This is a genomic window from Chlamydia pecorum E58 (assembly GCF_000204135.1).
Lineage (GTDB): Bacteria > Chlamydiota > Chlamydiia > Chlamydiales > Chlamydiaceae > Chlamydia > Chlamydia pecorum.
The window spans coordinates 943,124-958,793 of record NC_015408.1; the positions used below are offsets into that span (position 1 = coordinate 943,124).

The following is a 15,670-nucleotide window of genomic DNA, read 5'->3' on the forward strand; positions in this document are numbered from 1 at the left end:
CTTTTTTAGTAAAAAAACGCATTTTTTTATAAGATAAATAAAAAATGCGTCCCAATTTCTTTATGTTTCTAAAATTTTTTAATAAAAAACGAACTAAGAAATCACTGCTCTATAAACTCTTAAACTCTACAATTCTTAGAACTCCCGTTGTAGCTTTTAAAATCCTATGGCGCAATGAATCAACGAAGGAGGCCTGCACGTTAAGTTATTATGGATTACTTTCTTGCATTCCTATTTTGGTGTTTTTCCTTCGTCTATCTCAATACCTTTTTTCAAACATTCAATGGCAAGAGTGGTTGGTACTTAAATTTCCAGATTATAAAGAGCCAATCCATGCTATTGTAGAAGCAGCAAGAAACTCCTCAGGAAGCAACATAGGTCTTGTTCTTGTTGGTAGCTTTTTTGTTTTCTGTTGGGCAGGAATTTTAATGCTTCTCTCTTTAGAGGATGGGCTCAATAAGATCTTTAGGACAGGATGGACCCCTGTTTCCAGACAAAGATTAATCGCCTATCTGATTATTATCCTTATCAGTCCGATGATTTTTATTATCCTTTGTGGTGCTTGGGTATACATCACACAAATTATGCCTCTGCAATACCCACTTTTATTTAAAATAAATTCCTCTATAACAGCAATCTACCTATTCTCAAGACTTGTCCCCTATGTCATTCTCTACCTTACACTATTTTGCCTGTTTTCTTTTCTTCCTCGAGTTTTTGTCGATAAGCCCTCTGCTCTCATTTCTTCGTTAATTGTTGGAAGCATCTGGATCGTATTCCAAAAGGCATTTTTCTGCCTTCAGGCACTTCTTTTTAACTATAGCTTCACCTACGGTGCTCTGGTTGCTCTTCCTTCAGTTCTTCTTCTTCTTTACTCTTATGCTACGATCTATCTATTCGGAGGTGCTTTAACCTTTGTTATCCAAAATCGCGGGTGTGTATTTCTTATCTTTAACTATAAACCTCTTCCAGACTGTTATCTAAAGCTCACAACAATAACGTATATCCTTGCCTTTGTCACAAAGTGCTTTAATGAAGCTCTTCCTGCACCCACAGCTAAAGATCTTTCTAAAAACTCAAATCTCCCTATTGGGGAGATCTCCCAATGCTTAGATATCTTAGAAAACGAAGGTCTGATTCTCTCTTTAAACAAAATTTACCAACCTGCCCACAATCTGGAAAAGCTTACCATCAAAGATATTATACAAAAGCTCATGCATGCGGACTCTATAGAACTTCTTTCTATGAATAACACGATACACCTGATACAAACGAAATTGCGCAAACTATTAAAGGAAAGCGGCCTAAGCAACAGTAACCTTACCTTATCGGAGATTGCTAAGCAGCTAAGATGAAACAAAACCTTTTCCACAAGATCTTACGCATTTTAGGCTTTGGGCTTCCTTTGGTTTTTCTTGGGTATCTCCCTAAGATACTCTCTGAAGACTCTGGAAAATACCTTCTTCTTTCCATTATCCGTAAGGAAACTCACTGCTTATGTGAAATCGATAAGCTACAGCTATCCTGGCTAGGTCCACAAAAAGCAGAAAAAATCAAAATTTTCGGAAAAGGAGACTCTGCAGTCTTTTCTGCAGAATCCCTACAGATTGATGGCTCTCTAATTCGCCTTCTTCTTTATAGGAAACCTAAGGGGCTTAAACTTCTAGGCTGGCACCTACAACTCGATGAATCTAAATTTATAGATCACCCCTCCCTAAGCAGCTTAGATCCTGGAGCACTTCTATTTTATCTTAAACAAAGCAAGATCCTTTCAGAGCATGGTTCAATCTCTATGAAAACTGTTTCAGGATCCTCACTCTCTGTCTCGGGCTTCTATCTTGAGAAAACCCCAGAAAAATTTATTATGAAAAGCATGATAAATGAAGGGGATCTCACAGGAAAAGTCCGTATTGAAAGCATCCTCTCTCCAAAACTACAATTTTCTGCAGAGCTCTCTTCTGTACCTTTCTCCTTTTTCAGACTCTTTATCTCTTCTCCCTTTTGGGATCACCTGCTCTCCCAAGAAGAGATTTTGCATCTCTCCGCAACCGCAACCTACAACGATGAGGGGAAAATCCTGATGGTAGCCTTAGGCCAGGGAGAACAAATTCAAGCTAAGCTACAAGGACATATCCATAATCAAACGTTTTATGTTACCGAAGGTAGCCCTTCCTTTATAGAATTCCAACCTAAAATTACTTCTGCTCTCTTTTCTACCCTTACCTCTATGAAAGCCTCTAGCCAATACCTTCATGTGCATATCTCAAAAGCACAAATCCCCTTATATATTCTTAATTGGCCACAGTTTGAATTCTCCTGTGAAGCCAACCTTCCTGAACTCTCCCTCTCCCCTGAAGATCCTAACCTCTCTACGCAACTAAAAAATACTCACATTCTCATTAAGAAGCTGCGTTCCACTACAGATATCCGCTACTCCTCATCTACACTTCTCGGAGGAGCTTCTCCCTCCCACCTCAATGGAACCATCCTGATCGATCATGCAAAACACCGTACAGAATTCCGCCTACAGCAGGCGATGTTTCCCCATACCTATCTACGAGCATTATTCCCCAAGCCATTTTTCATTAACCCTGCCTTAGAATCTTCAAACTACTCCCTAGAGATCAAAGGGGTCTATAAGAACTCCCTACTACAAGCCCAAGCCTACCTAGACAACCCTTCGTTAAAACTCTCTTGCTCTGCAAAAGGATGTCCGAAAGCTCTGCAATTTAAAGGCAAGGGGTCCTATGAGCTTATAGATAAATGGAAAAACTCCCAACCTCTCGAGTTTTCCTCTGTAGATCTGTCTTTTTCAGGAAAAGCTCAATTCTCTCAAAACCACATATTCTTTCCAAAATTTTCTGCGAAACTTTCTGCTGAGGGAAACGATATCTTCCTTCATGCAAAATTCGGCAATCCTAACGAACCCATCACTCCAGAAACCACTTCTGTCATTCTCCACGGTAAGCTAACCTCCCTACCCCTAAGTATGCTCTCTCCCAAGTTCTCCCAGCTTCAACTCAATAAAGCAAGTTTCTCCTTCCATACGGATGGAGCCAAATCCATAACGAAAGGCAACCTCCAAGCTCTTATTACAACCTCTAATGATCCCGCGCTCTCTCCAGTTAGAATCTCTATTCAAGACCTTCTCTTTATCCCTCCAGATGAACAATCTACAGATTTCAAAGACCTCAAAATCCAAGGTCACGGAGAAATCACCTCCCTTCCTTTGGATATCCTGTCCGAGCTCTACGGAAAAGAAACTAAGATTTCTACCTATTTCGGGCCCACGGGAGATCTAATCTTCTCTGGAAGCTACAACCCCAAAGATGACAAAGAGCGCATGACGCTCCTTTCAAAATTTACTTCAGAAGCGTTATCTGGAGAGTTTAAGCTCTTTATGGATGCTTCTATGGACCTATCTACAGAGTCCCAAGGGAAGCTGCAATGGGAAGTCTCCCCCTCTCGCTATCTAAGTTTTTTTGAAAATGCTTCTTCTATACCAACATGTCTCCTTCATCGAACTGCAACCCTGCGCCTCGATATTGCCAAACTTTCCTGCGCAAAAAACCATTCAGGGCTCTCCTGTCTTACTATGCTAGGGTCTGGACAGCTTGAGGGGATCCTTACAGCACAACCTCTAATCTTTTATGACTCCGTCTCTAAAGAAACCTTTATCGTGGATAATTTTACTGGAGCAATCTATGCCAACAACATTGATGAGAATCTGCAATACGACATTCAAGGAAGCTGCCTGGCTCCTGGGAACTCCCAAAAAATCCCTGTAGAGTTCTTTCTAAAAGGCCATGTTAATGGTCTCCTTACCCCCACAGAAAGAGAGTTTTCACAAACTACAGAGTGGAAATCCATTCCTTCATCCTTTATTACGGGAATTGTCCCCATATCTCCTGCAGTAAAAGCAAAGATTTCTTCTCTTGCAGGCCCAAGAATTAACATCTCCATAAACAACAACTTCATCAAAGGTGAGGGACCAATAAATATCCACGTGGATTCGGAAAATCTCCAAGCCAATATCCCCTTAGTTCTAACAAACCATGCGATCTTATTAAGGGAAAACCTCACGGCCCACCTCGAAATTAACGAAGATGTCAACAAAGCCTTCCTTCAAGAGTTTAACCCCTTAATTTCTGGAAACGCCTATTCCCAACACCCAGTAAAACTAGAAGTCGATAAACAAAACTTTTATCTTCCTATTCGTCCCTACTCTTTTGAAAAGTTTCATGTCCAATCAGCAACTTTAGATATCGGGAAGATCTCCATTGCTAATACTAAAACTATGCATGCTCTCTTTCAATTTCTAGACATTGAAGAGCAAAAACACTTCGTAGAAAGCTGGTTCACTCCTATCTTCTTCTCAGTACAAAAAGGAGCTATTGTTTGCTCCCGCTTCGATGCTCTAGTAGATAACAGAATCCGTCTCGCCCTATGGGGAAAAACTGACATTGCCAACGATAAAATCTCTATGACTCTAGGAATCGACCCCGAGGTGATCAAAAAATATTTTCATAATACTAAACTAAAAACCAAAGACTTTTTCCTCATTAAAATCCATGGTTCCATCTCCTCCCCTGAGGTTGACTGGTCCTCAGCATATGCAAGAATCGCCCTACTTAAAAATAACAATCTTAGCTCTCCTCTTAGTAACCTTGCTGATAAACTCTTCTCCTCCTTAGGAAACCCCACTCCCCCACAAACTACGTCTCCTCTTCCCTGGGAAACCCCCTCCCAACAACAAAAATAATAAATTAATTTAGAAATAATCTATGTTAATTAATTTAATTTCATTAATTTGAAATTAATATTACATAGAGGAAAAAGTTAATTTATGAATAAACAAAAAGCTATAATACAAGAAAGAACTCAGGAAACACTTTCATTAAAAATCCTGGAAACTCTAAAGCTTATAAACATCCTAGCTAAGATTTCCCTAGGAACAAAAAGTGATTCTTCTGTACAGCTGCCAGAGCACTTGGATAAGGCTCTTCAAAGCAAGCTTCTTAACTTAGAAGCTGATTTAGAAACTTTTAAGCACTCCATAACTGAAGAGCTCACAAGCTTAAAATCTCTGATAGAACAAAGCATCACCTTTTCTTTAAGATCCCAAGATCAAGTGCTACGCTCAGTACTCGCAGAGATCTACAAGAAGTTTCCTATGATTCATGAAGGGACGATCTTAAAGGATCTCGATATGGGAAACAAAGCTATCCTAAACTTAACCACTCCTGAAACTCTCACCATCTCTTGTGCTGCCTCAACATATTATGTAAAAGAAAAACTCCAACCTCTAGAAAAAAAGCTCCAAGAAATTGAAAACAAAATTCCCCAAAAAGATACCTTGGGAAAAACTTTAGAGTTCTCTCCTCTGGGAGATGTAAACCTTAATGGACACAGACTCTCAGGACTAGCATTTCCTGAAGCAGACTCCGATGCCATCTCTAGAGAGTATCTCGAACAATACCTTCAAGACTTAGATCTTCAGCTTCCTAAAAAAGACTTCCGTCCCAAAACTCTCTCTAGAAAAACCAATCTCCTCTACACATTAGGGATCAATTCAAAACTGAAAAACTCTCTACCTGTAGATCTTCTGTTACAAGGGCTTGTAGGCTTCGTGTGGCATGCAGAAACCTCTTCCCACCAGGGTTATTTTCCCTTTGACTCTATAAAACATAAGCAAACTCAAGAAGAAATGCTCAACTTTGTTCTGTCCCCTAGAGAACTTCTTGGTGCCCATCCGGGAACATACACCTGGGCCTTTACACTTCAGGCTTTAATCCCTTCATTTTTGAACCTTTCCCATCCGAAAATTCATATCTGTGCGAAATATCAAAATTCTCCCTGGGCTTCTCTGCAAGAAGAGCTTTCTTCTAAACATACTCAAGCAATAGATCTACATGTTAAAGGGAAAAAATATTTTGGAGGACAAAGCTTCGATATCGTCGAGCTCTCTGCAGAAAACCCCCAACACTGTCAGAAGTTTCTCGTACCTCCAAACTGTCGAGGCTTCTCTCTAGAGATAAAAAATACTCTACAAGACCAAGAAAACCACCCTGTAGACCTCTATGTCTTGCATGCCACACACTCTTGCTACTGGGAGGCTTTTTAATGCAAAAGCCTAGCTGCCTCAAGGTATTGAAAAATCGGATGCTCTCTATGAAGAGCCCCTTCGCAGCTATCATAAGCTCCTAAAATCTTTCCTTGCTCTATTAAGTAAATACGATCTAAAGAGCTTTGCACAAAAGGAATATCATGCGTAGAGATTCCAATGGCGAGATCTTGGGCCTTCAACTCCTCCAAAAGGCTCTTAAATGCTGCCGTAGAAAAAGGATCCAAGGCAGAGGTTGGCTCATCAAAAAGTAAAGTTCGCTTCCCCATACACAATGAACGGACAATTGCGACACGCTGCTTCTGCCCTCCAGACAACTGAGAAGGATAACTATCCCCCAGATTCTCTATGCCTAAAGTGATTAACAATTCATAAGCACTATCCTTTGCCTCCTGAGGGGAGGCTTTTTTTACATGTACTTGTGGATGGACACAGTTTTCTAACACCGTCATGTGGGGGAAAAGCTCTGGCTGCTGAAAAACCAACGCAGGACTACTCTCCTTATCCATAAAGATCTTTCCCTCTGAAGGCTTTGCCAACCCCACAAGGGTACGTAAAAGTGTCGTTTTTCCAGAACCACTCTTTCCCACAAACAAAGTGATGTGCCCACACTCTAAGGAAAAAGAAACATTAGACAAAATCTCCTTTCCCTTTACCCTATAGGAAAGATTCTCTACCCTTACGCTCATACCTTCTTCTCCTCAAAAACCCTAGCAATATACGAAAACACTGTAGTCATCATTAAATACAAGGCAGCGCAAATACTATACATCTCCATGGGGTTCAATTCCCTAGAGACAATATCCTTAGATACCTTGGTTAGTTCCGGGATCCCTACTACCATCAAAATGCTGCTCTCCTTAATTAACGCAATAAACTCATTCATCAATGAAGGAAGAACATTCCTAAACACCTGAGGATACAAAATATAAAGAAACGTCTGATAAGGTCGATATCCTAAAACCTTCGCAGACTCCCACTGCCCTACAGAAATTGCATTAATCCCTCCACGGATGTTCTCCGCAAGATAAGCTGCAGAGTTTATGGTTAATGCCATAATTCCTGCCATTAACGGAGAAGGATCCAAACAAATCACAGAAGGAAGACCAAAATAAATAATCAAAATTTGGATAAATAACGGAGTCCCTCGGATCACAGTTACATAACTATTCCCTAGAATCCTAAAGATCCTACAAGAAGAATAACGCGATGTTCCAGTTCCAATAACTACCCCTAAAAAAGACCCACAAAGAATCGCAACACTACTAATCCCTAAAGTGTAAAGACATCCATGAAACAATAACTTTGCAGTTGCAGCGAAATTCTCCATAGAAACACCGCATATTTATTTACAAACAAGCATAATTATGCAGTTATGCACAACTAACTTGCAAGAAGTTTGCTAAAGTTTGTGCTAAATCGGGGAGGTTCTGGTCTTTAGCTGGAGCGATAAAAATTGTATCGTCTCCAGCTAATGTTCCTAAAATTTCTTTAGGAAACTGCTTATCTAAAATCCCTGCCACCCAAGATGCCGATCCCGGAGCAGTACGAATTACAATCATAAACAGATTATAACGCACAGAAGAAACAAGGAAACAAAGCTTAAACTCCTCAGAACTTTCTGGCAACACATAGCGACACCCCTCCTTCCCATGTACCTTAACCGCACGAATCTTCCTTAGCCATCTTGAAATAGACGACTGGGTCATGGGAATACCTAGCGAGATAAACTTCTCACAAAGTTCTTCCTGAGTCGAAGCCCCCTTTTGACTCAAAAATTCCTTCAACATATCTTCAATAGCAATTTTTTTTTTCATCTCTATCCTTTTTTAAGTTTTTCTTGCCCATATTCGAATTCCCCCTCTACTATGGTTTGGAATATGTAACTTCTCAAGTTTTTATGCTCACTTTAGGCTTAGAAAGCACATGTGATGAAACGGCTTGTGCTGTAGTTAATGATAAAAACCAGATTTGCTCAAACATTGTTGCTTCCCAAGAAATTCATGCTGCCTATGGGGGAGTAGTTCCGGAACTTGCCTCGCGTGCCCATCTACAAAATCTTCCCGTTGTTGTGGAAGCAGCTCTAAGGCAAGCTGAGCTTACCCTCAAAGATATCGACTTAATTGCAGTAACACATACACCGGGGCTCATCGGTTCCTTATCTGTTGGGGTGCATTTTGCTAAAGGGCTCTCTCAAGGCTCTGGCATTCCTCTCATTGGGGTGAACCACGTTGAGGCCCACCTATATGCAGCCTATATGACAGTGCAAGATGTGCACTTCCCTGCCCTAGGGCTTGTGGTTTCTGGAGCCCATACGGCCATGTTTTTCATGGACTCTCCAACATCCTATAAGCTCATTGGGAAAACTCGAGACGATGCTTTAGGAGAAACTTTTGATAAGGTTGGAAGATTCTTACAGCTTCCCTATCCTGGAGGAGCACGATTAGAAAAACTTGCCTTACAGGGAAATGCCTCGGCATATCCCTTTGCTCCATCTAAAGTTCCTGGTTATGACTTTTCCTTTAGTGGTTTAAAAACTGCAGTTCTCTATGCCATTAAAGGAAACAATAGCAACCACTGCACCCCCTTCCCAGAGCTTTCAGAAACAACAAAGGCAAATATCGCGGCTTCCTTTCAAAAAGCTGCCTGCGCAACTGTTGCACAAAAACTCTCCTCTGTTGTACAAGAATTTTCTTGCCAATCTATACTTGTTGGCGGGGGAGTAGCTAGCAATTTGTATTTTCAGGAAATGCTAAAAGCTGCCTGTGATACACCGGTATACGTTCCCTCTGCGAATCTCTGTTCCGATAACGCAGCGATGGTTGCAGGTTTGGGAGGACGATGCTTTCAAAATCATGTAAACACTCCATGTATTTCTCCATGTGCAAGATCCCATTGGGAATCCGTTTGGGAGTCCTCCTGCTCTCTCCCTTAACTTTTCTAAGCTGCCAACATAAAGAGCCTCCACAAAATCACATTTCCCTGGGCATGAAAAGCGATCCCAGCTCTTTAGATCCTAGGGAGGTGCGCCTTCTCGCAGAGATCAATCTCATCAAGCAAATGTATGAGGGGTTAGTTCAAGAAAACCCCAAGACAAAAGAGATCGAACCTGCCTTGGCAGAAAGTTACACTATTTCTGAGGATAAAACTACATATACTTTTCACTTGCGTAAAGCAAACTGGAGTGATGGCTCAGCAATCACAGCTCAAGATTTTGTAGACTCTTGGAAACAGGTTGTCTCTCAGGAAGTCACGGGAATCTATGCCTTCGCTCTCTTTCCATTAAAAAATGCCAAGAACATACACGAAGGCTCCCTACCTATAAGTCAATTAGGTTGCCGTGCTATAGATTCTACTACTTTAGAAGTCGTTCTGGAAAAACCTACAGCGCATTTCTTAAAGCTGCTTTCCTTGCCGATATTTTTCCCTGTACACAAGAAGCAAAGAAGCTCTTCACCTTCTGCCCTTCCCATAACAAGTAGCGCCTTTTATCCCGAGCAAATTAAACACCACCAATGGCTAACACTAAAGAAAAACCCTCACTACTATAATCATCATCATGTTCAGACACAAACTATCACCATACACTTTATCCCCGATGCCAACACTGCCTCCCTGCTGTTCAATCAAGGCAAGCTTGATTGGCAAGGCCCCCCCTGGGGAGATCGGATTCCCCTAGAGGCACAGCCAAAGCTGAAAGAACAAGGATATCTGCAAACATTTGATGTCGACGCAACCCACTGGCTAATCTTTAATCTTCAAAAGTTTCCCCTAAACCATCATAAGTTAAGAAAAGCCCTTGCCCTCGCTATTGATAAAGACGCCATCGTAGCCTCGTTATTTTTAAACTCTGTAAAACCTGCCCAGCATCTTCTTCCAACACATATTCACTCCTATCCCGAGGAAAACAGCCAAGAAGCGGCACAAAAAAAAAGACTCGCTAAACACCTCTTCAAAGAAGCACTTCAAGAACTCAACATCTCAAAAGACACCCTACAAACACTAAACTTAACTTACTCCTTAGGTGGCGCCACAAACCTTCTTCTTGCTCAAATGATACGCAACCAATGGAAAGAAACCCTAGGGTTTACCCTCCCTCTAGAAGGGAAAGAGTTTGCTCTGTTGCAAAAAGATTTTTCTACAAAAAACTTCTCACTCTCTTTAGGGAACTGGTACGCAGACTTCTCCGATCCCATGGCATTTCTTTCTATCTTTGCCTATCCTTCAGGGATTTCCCCCTACGCAATCAACCATACACAGTTTTTAGAATGTCTTCTCTCTATAGAAGGCGAACATGACCCTAAACTTCGAGAAGCCTTCGTTTCCCAAGCGACCTCCTATTTAGAAAATCTCAATATCCTTGAACCTATCTATCACGACTCTTGCCTCTTTGCTCTCAATAAAAACTTTCATAATCTCCAGCTCTCTTCCACAGGAGCGATCGATATGCGTTATGTAAGGGAACCCTAGCTGTAGACTTTTCTTAGACTTGAAAAAAACCTCTCGCTTAAGTAACACTATACCCCGAACACAATAATTCACTAGAGGTCTCCTTTCAAAACATCCTGTTTCTTTATTAAACATAGTTTCTGTCTCTCTCCTTTAAAAGCTATGTCATCTGTGCTTCTTAAAAAATTTCGTTATTGCTGCTTTTGTCTTCCCATTTTGTTTCTTCTATCCGGGTGCACATCTACACCTACAGCTTCTGGAACATTTGCTGTCAATATGAAGTATTGCCCACAATCCTTAGATCCAAGGCAGACTCGGCTATTTGCGGATCAAACTCTAGCTCGACATTTATATGAAGGATTGATGCAGGAGAATTCTCGTACGGGAGAAATAGAATTAGCATTAGCAAAAAGCTATACTATCTCTGAGGATAAAATTACCTATACCTTTCATCTTAAAGATGCCTTTTGGAGTAATGGAGATCCCGTAACCTCCCTAGATTTCCTAGAATCTTGGGATCAAGTTGTCAGACACAAAGTTGTATCCATTTACAATACTAACCTACAACCTATCAAAAATGCCCGGCAAATCTTAGCCAACCACAATTCTCCCCTCGCTTTAGGAGTAGAAGCTCCTGATCCTAAAACTCTAGTGGTAACGCTGGAAGAACCTTGTTCGCACTTTTTGCGTTTACTCTCCTTACCTATCTACTTTCCTGCTCACAAAACCCTAAGAGAAAACCCTCTCTCTAAAGACCTCCAAGTTACCTGCGGAGCATTCTATCCTAAAGAACAATACGGACAACAATGGCTACGGCTTTCTAAAAATCCTCAATATTATGAAAAAGACCGTGTCCGCCTTAAGGAAATTCTTGTCTATTTTGTTGCAGATCCTCGCACAGCGGCACTTCTCTTTAATCAAAATAAAATTAACTGGCAAGGACCTCCTTGGGGGGAACCTATCCCTTCAGAAATCTCCTCATCCCTTTCACTTCAAGGAAAACTGCTCAGCATGGCAGGGCACTCAACAACCTGGCTCCTCTTCAATACAGAAAGACCTATATTGAGCCATCCAAAAATCCGTAAAGCTCTGGCGCTAGCCATCAACAAAGATGATCTTGTGCATGTGATCTTCCAAGGACTTGCGGAACCTACGAATCATATCCTCAAACAAAAGTACTATCCTAAGCCCTATCCTCTTCCTTCAAGTCAAACTATCCGAACAGAAGAAGCTCGAAAGTTATTTGAAGAAGCTATGCAAGAAATGAACATCTCTAGAGAAGATTTAGAAAAAGAAGAAATTGCATTCTCTACGCTATCTTTTTCTTATGAGAAAATTGCCCAGCTTCTAAGGGAGCAGTGGAAAGAGGCTCTAGGGATTACCCTACCTTTGGCAAGAAAAGAATTTTCCTTACTACAGCAAGATCTCTATACAAAGCAATACTCTATGGTAATCACACAATGGCTAGACCACTTCTTGGACCCTATGGCAACGCTATCTGCATTCCTTTACCCTCAAGGGGTAATCCCCTACAGTATAAATGATCCCCTATTACAATCGCTATGTTCAGCCCTAAGTCAGGAGCACGACCCTGAATTAAGAGATAACCTGATTGTCAAAGCCACGGAGTATTTAGAAACTCAACATGTTCTTGAGCCCCTATTCCATCCATATCTGAGATTTGCTTTGAATAAAAATCTCAAAAACATTAACCTCCCTGGGAGGCGTGCTGCTGATCTCCGATTTGTAGAGGATTTAGGAAAGAGCTAATACTCTTTCTCTAGTTAAAAAACCCTATAAAATAGAATCACACTACGCTATGCTGTACCTTTTTTTGATAGCTCTGGCATCTTCCTTTCTTTCCAGCTGTAGTTGTACGCAAACAAGCTCTCCAGATCCTTATTCTTTAAATATTGCAATCTATGATGAACCTACGACTCTCTCTCCAGAACAGGCAAAAAGGTCCCTAGAGCTCTCTATAGCTAAGCTTCTCTTTGAAGGCCTCACTCGCGAAAACCATAACAAAGAAGAGCTCTTTGAACTTGCCTTAGCAGACAGCTATATCTCAGAAGAAGAGGAGAAAAGGCATATCTTTCATTTAAAAGAAGCCCTATGGAGCGATGGGTCCCCCCTCTTAGCACATGATGTAGTAAAAGCCTGGGAACACGCACAAATCCACTCCCCACATCAAGAGATTTTCCAAGGACTCTCTTTCTTTGCTCCCGCTCCAACAACAGTCATTGTGATCTCAGATGTCCCCTATCCAGATCTTCCTAAACTCCTGGCCTTTCCTGCATTTGCTATTTACCAACCACAATATCCTCACATCTATAGTGGGCCCTTTATTCTTGAAAAACATGTCCCTGGACAAAGCTTTTCCTTTAAGAAAAACCCTTACTACTATGATGTGGATATTGTTCCTATGGAAAAGATCCAGCTTATTGTCCTTCCCGATATCTATACAGCAAGGCACCTTATGAGCCGGGAGAAAATCCATTGGTTAGGGCAGCCCTGGCATCAGGGGATTCCCAAAGAACTGCAAACTCATCCGAAAATTCTGTATCACAACTACCCCGTGGAAGGAACATTTTGGCTCTCGTTAAACATAAACTCTCCGCAGCTCTCTAACCCCATGAACCGCTATCGACTCGCAGCAGCAATCAATAAAGAAGCCCTCATCAAAGATGCGCTAGAAGGTAGCCAGCAACCAGCCTATACGATTTCAAAGCATAGCGAAACTTCCCTCCCCTCTCTTCCTTCCTTCTGCTTGAGCCTAGCTCAAGAAACACTCACCCTGACCTACCCTATAAATATCTTACGTTGCCAGCGCATAGCTGAGGTTCTTAGAGAGCAGCTTCGCGCTTCAGGAATCTACCTAAACTTAAACGGACTAGAATACCATTGCTTCCTAAACAAAAGAAATCTTAAAGACTACACACTAGCAACACAAACAAAAGTCGCCTACTATCCCAAAGCAACGCTACTTCCTAACGAAGCTCAGAAACTCCAAAATCTTGAAATTATTCCGCTATACCACCTAAACTACGACTTTCTTTCCTTAAATCCGATAAAGAATATCCTCTTCAACGCCTCAGGAGCAGTAGATCTGAAATACGCCTCTATAGAAGAGCTCGTCCAATAGACTAAGTAAAGTTTTTCTTCACTATGCAAAATGACTTTTTTCGTTGAAGCGAGGTAATCTCCTCGATATACTAGGAAAAGCTTTGAGGGTTTTCTTATAACACTGTTATTACAACAAATATTTAAAAATTAGAATAGTCTTAGAAACAGCTCTCTTTTCATAAACAGATGAAAAGAGAAACAACTAGAGATTCACCAAACATACGCACAAAAAAATCAAACCAACCCTGTCAAATGCACTACAGAACACTAGAAAACACGAGAACCCCTCCCATAAGAAAGTTCTTAACCACACTTTGTACCCTTATAGCTCTATGTGCATTTTCTAGCTGCTCTCAACCTCAACAAAAACTTAAAAACTCCCTAACTATAGCGATGAGCTACGACCCTATATCTTTAGATCCCCGTAGCGTATATCTTGCTAAGGACATCTCCATCATAAAAGCCCTTTATGAAGGGCTCACTAGAGAAACCCCAGAAGGCGCTCAACTTGCTCTAGCACAATCCTTTACCTTATCTGAAGATAAAACAACCTACACTTTCACTCTAAAACCTTCAAAATGGAGTGATGGCTCTCCATTAACAGCCTACGACTTCGAAGAATCTCTAAAGCAACTCTATACACATACGACGCTACCCTCAGCACATACCCTAATAACCACCATAAAAAACTCTGAAAAAATCCTAGAAAACACCCTGCCTCTAGATAGCTTAGGGATCCGCGCGAAAGATCCCTATACCCTAGAGATCTCCCTAGAAAAACCTCTTTCTTACTTTTTAGAAATCCTTGCACACCCCATCTTCTATCCTGTTCATAAATCACTAAGAGAATCCTATACCCACAACCAAAAACATCTAAAACATATCTCCAATGGTCCCTTCACACTAAGCAACTATGTCCCACAACAAGGTCTCTCCCTAAAGAAAAATCCCCACTATCACGAAAGCTTCTCTGTACATTTAGATGCTTTAGAATTTAAAGTCGTCACGGATTCCCGAACCGCTCTAAAGCTTCTGCAAAACCATGCGGTAGATCTCATTGGTGCCCCTTGGAGCTCCGCACTAGTGAAGGAAGCTCAAAATGCCCTCCCAAAAGACAAGGTGTTTTCCTATCCAGTCTTCGGAACTACCATGTTGATCTATAACTTTGAAAAACCTCAACTGCAAAGCAAAGCCCTCAGAAAAGCTCTTGCTTATGCCATCAATAAGGATGCCATATTACAGTTTGTAAATCTTGGGAAGCCTGCGTATTCCCTAGTCCCTCCCGGGCTATCCCAACTCAAACCTCCCCAAGAGCTCTCTATAGAAGAACGCCAAGAAAAAGCTCGACAATATTTTCAAGAGGCAAAAAAAGAACTCTCAGAACAACAACTCGCGCAACTCACACTACTCTACCCTACAGAAGCGAATAACTTATCTACCATTGCACAAAATATCCAACAACAACTCAAACAAGTCCTAGGATTGCAAATCTCTATTCAAGGCAGCGAATACCACTGCTTCCTAGAACAAAGAAAACGTGGAGAGTTCTTCATTGCCACAGGAGGATGGGTTGCTGAGTACGCTAATCCTATGACCTTCTTGACAATCCTTGGGGATCCTCACGACTTAACAAAATGGAAAAACTCCAACTACGAAGCTCTCATAAAATCTCATCAAGAACTCGATATTTCCCAAAGCACCTATCTTGCAGAAGTCTTTGTCAATCAAGAACTCCCCGTTGTTCCCCTCTACCATTCAGACCTGATCTACGCAACAAACCTTAACCTAAAGAATATTTTTCATTCTCCACTTGGCTATGTAGACTTCAAAAATACGGAAATTGTTAAAAAAAAATCTGCAAGCCAAACTTAAGAGCAAAATAACAATTCTCCTTCTTTAAGAAGCGTTTTTGTATTGAATCTGAGAAAAAACCAAAATATAATGCTAAAAAGTTTAGAGAGCTTTCTCATCCAA

The 15,670-nt window shown here is 41.1% G+C and carries 11 protein-coding genes; 8 read left to right on the top strand and 3 right to left on the bottom strand.

All coding sequences use genetic code 11. From position 1 onward, the window contains the following. Nucleotides 1-62 precede the first annotated feature (62 nt). The 3 genes from G5S_RS04200 to G5S_RS04210 all read left to right on the top strand — a co-directional run bounded on the left by G5S_RS04200 (nt 63) and on the right by G5S_RS04210 (nt 6,124). A complete protein-coding gene (locus G5S_RS04200; RefSeq protein WP_013712963.1) occupies nt 63-1,355 on the top strand; it encodes a YihY/virulence factor BrkB family protein in 1,293 nt (430 codons plus the stop codon). Further along, nucleotides 1,352-4,762 carry a hypothetical protein gene (locus G5S_RS04205; protein WP_013712964.1) on the top strand — a complete coding sequence of 1,137 codons (3,411 nt, stop codon included), beginning with the start codon at nt 1,352-1,354 and terminating at the stop codon, nt 4,760-4,762. Before G5S_RS04200 ends, G5S_RS04205 begins: the two co-directional genes overlap by 4 nt. An 84-nt stretch (nt 4,763-4,846) precedes the next feature. Beyond that, the gene (locus G5S_RS04210; RefSeq protein ID WP_013712965.1) at nt 4,847-6,124 is read left to right on the top strand and encodes a hypothetical protein; all 1,278 of its coding nucleotides are present in this window, start codon (nt 4,847-4,849) and stop codon (nt 6,122-6,124) included. Here G5S_RS04210 and G5S_RS04215 read toward each other — a convergent pair. The 3 genes from G5S_RS04215 to G5S_RS04225 are packed head-to-tail and all read right to left on the bottom strand — an operon-like array spanning nt 6,121 to nt 7,941. Further along, nucleotides 6,121-6,813, bottom strand: a complete 693-nt coding sequence (locus G5S_RS04215; RefSeq protein WP_013712966.1) for an ATP-binding cassette domain-containing protein — start codon at nt 6,811-6,813, stop codon at nt 6,121-6,123. The genes G5S_RS04210 and G5S_RS04215 overlap by 4 nt on opposite strands. Then, nucleotides 6,810-7,454: an amino acid ABC transporter permease gene (locus G5S_RS04220; RefSeq protein ID WP_021757364.1), complete on the bottom strand. Its 645-nt coding sequence runs from the start codon at nt 7,452-7,454 to the stop codon at nt 6,810-6,812. The genes G5S_RS04215 and G5S_RS04220 overlap by 4 nt, the downstream gene beginning before the upstream one ends. A 43-nt stretch (nt 7,455-7,497) precedes the next feature. Continuing rightward, nucleotides 7,498-7,941, bottom strand: a complete 444-nt coding sequence (locus G5S_RS04225; protein WP_013712968.1) for an arginine repressor — start codon at nt 7,939-7,941, stop codon at nt 7,498-7,500. An 83-nt stretch (nt 7,942-8,024) separates the two neighbouring features. Between G5S_RS04225 and tsaD the strand changes: the two genes are divergently transcribed. The 5 genes from tsaD (at nt 8,025) to G5S_RS04250 (ending at nt 15,568) form a co-directional block, all read left to right on the top strand. Continuing rightward, nucleotides 8,025-9,059, top strand: a complete 1,035-nt coding sequence (gene tsaD, locus G5S_RS04230) for a tRNA (adenosine(37)-N6)-threonylcarbamoyltransferase complex transferase subunit TsaD (RefSeq protein ID WP_041467044.1) — start codon at nt 8,025-8,027, stop codon at nt 9,057-9,059. Beyond that, nucleotides 9,005-10,594: a peptide ABC transporter substrate-binding protein gene (locus G5S_RS04235; RefSeq protein WP_041467100.1), complete on the top strand. Its 1,590-nt coding sequence runs from the start codon at nt 9,005-9,007 to the stop codon at nt 10,592-10,594. Before tsaD ends, G5S_RS04235 begins: the two co-directional genes overlap by 55 nt. Nucleotides 10,595-10,735: 141 nt before the next feature. After that, nucleotides 10,736-12,343 (top strand): peptide ABC transporter substrate-binding protein, encoded by a 1,608-nt coding sequence (locus G5S_RS04240; RefSeq protein WP_041467045.1) that lies wholly within the window; start codon nt 10,736-10,738, stop codon nt 12,341-12,343. A gap of 49 nt (nt 12,344-12,392) precedes the next feature. After that, on the top strand, nt 12,393-13,715 hold the full coding sequence (locus G5S_RS04245) for an ABC transporter substrate-binding protein (RefSeq protein WP_013712972.1): 1,323 nt from the start codon (nt 12,393-12,395) through the stop codon (nt 13,713-13,715). A gap of 233 nt (nt 13,716-13,948) precedes the next feature. Continuing rightward, nucleotides 13,949-15,568, top strand: a complete 1,620-nt coding sequence (locus G5S_RS04250; RefSeq protein WP_230672893.1) for a peptide ABC transporter substrate-binding protein — start codon at nt 13,949-13,951, stop codon at nt 15,566-15,568. Nucleotides 15,569-15,670: the final 102 nt, after the last annotated feature.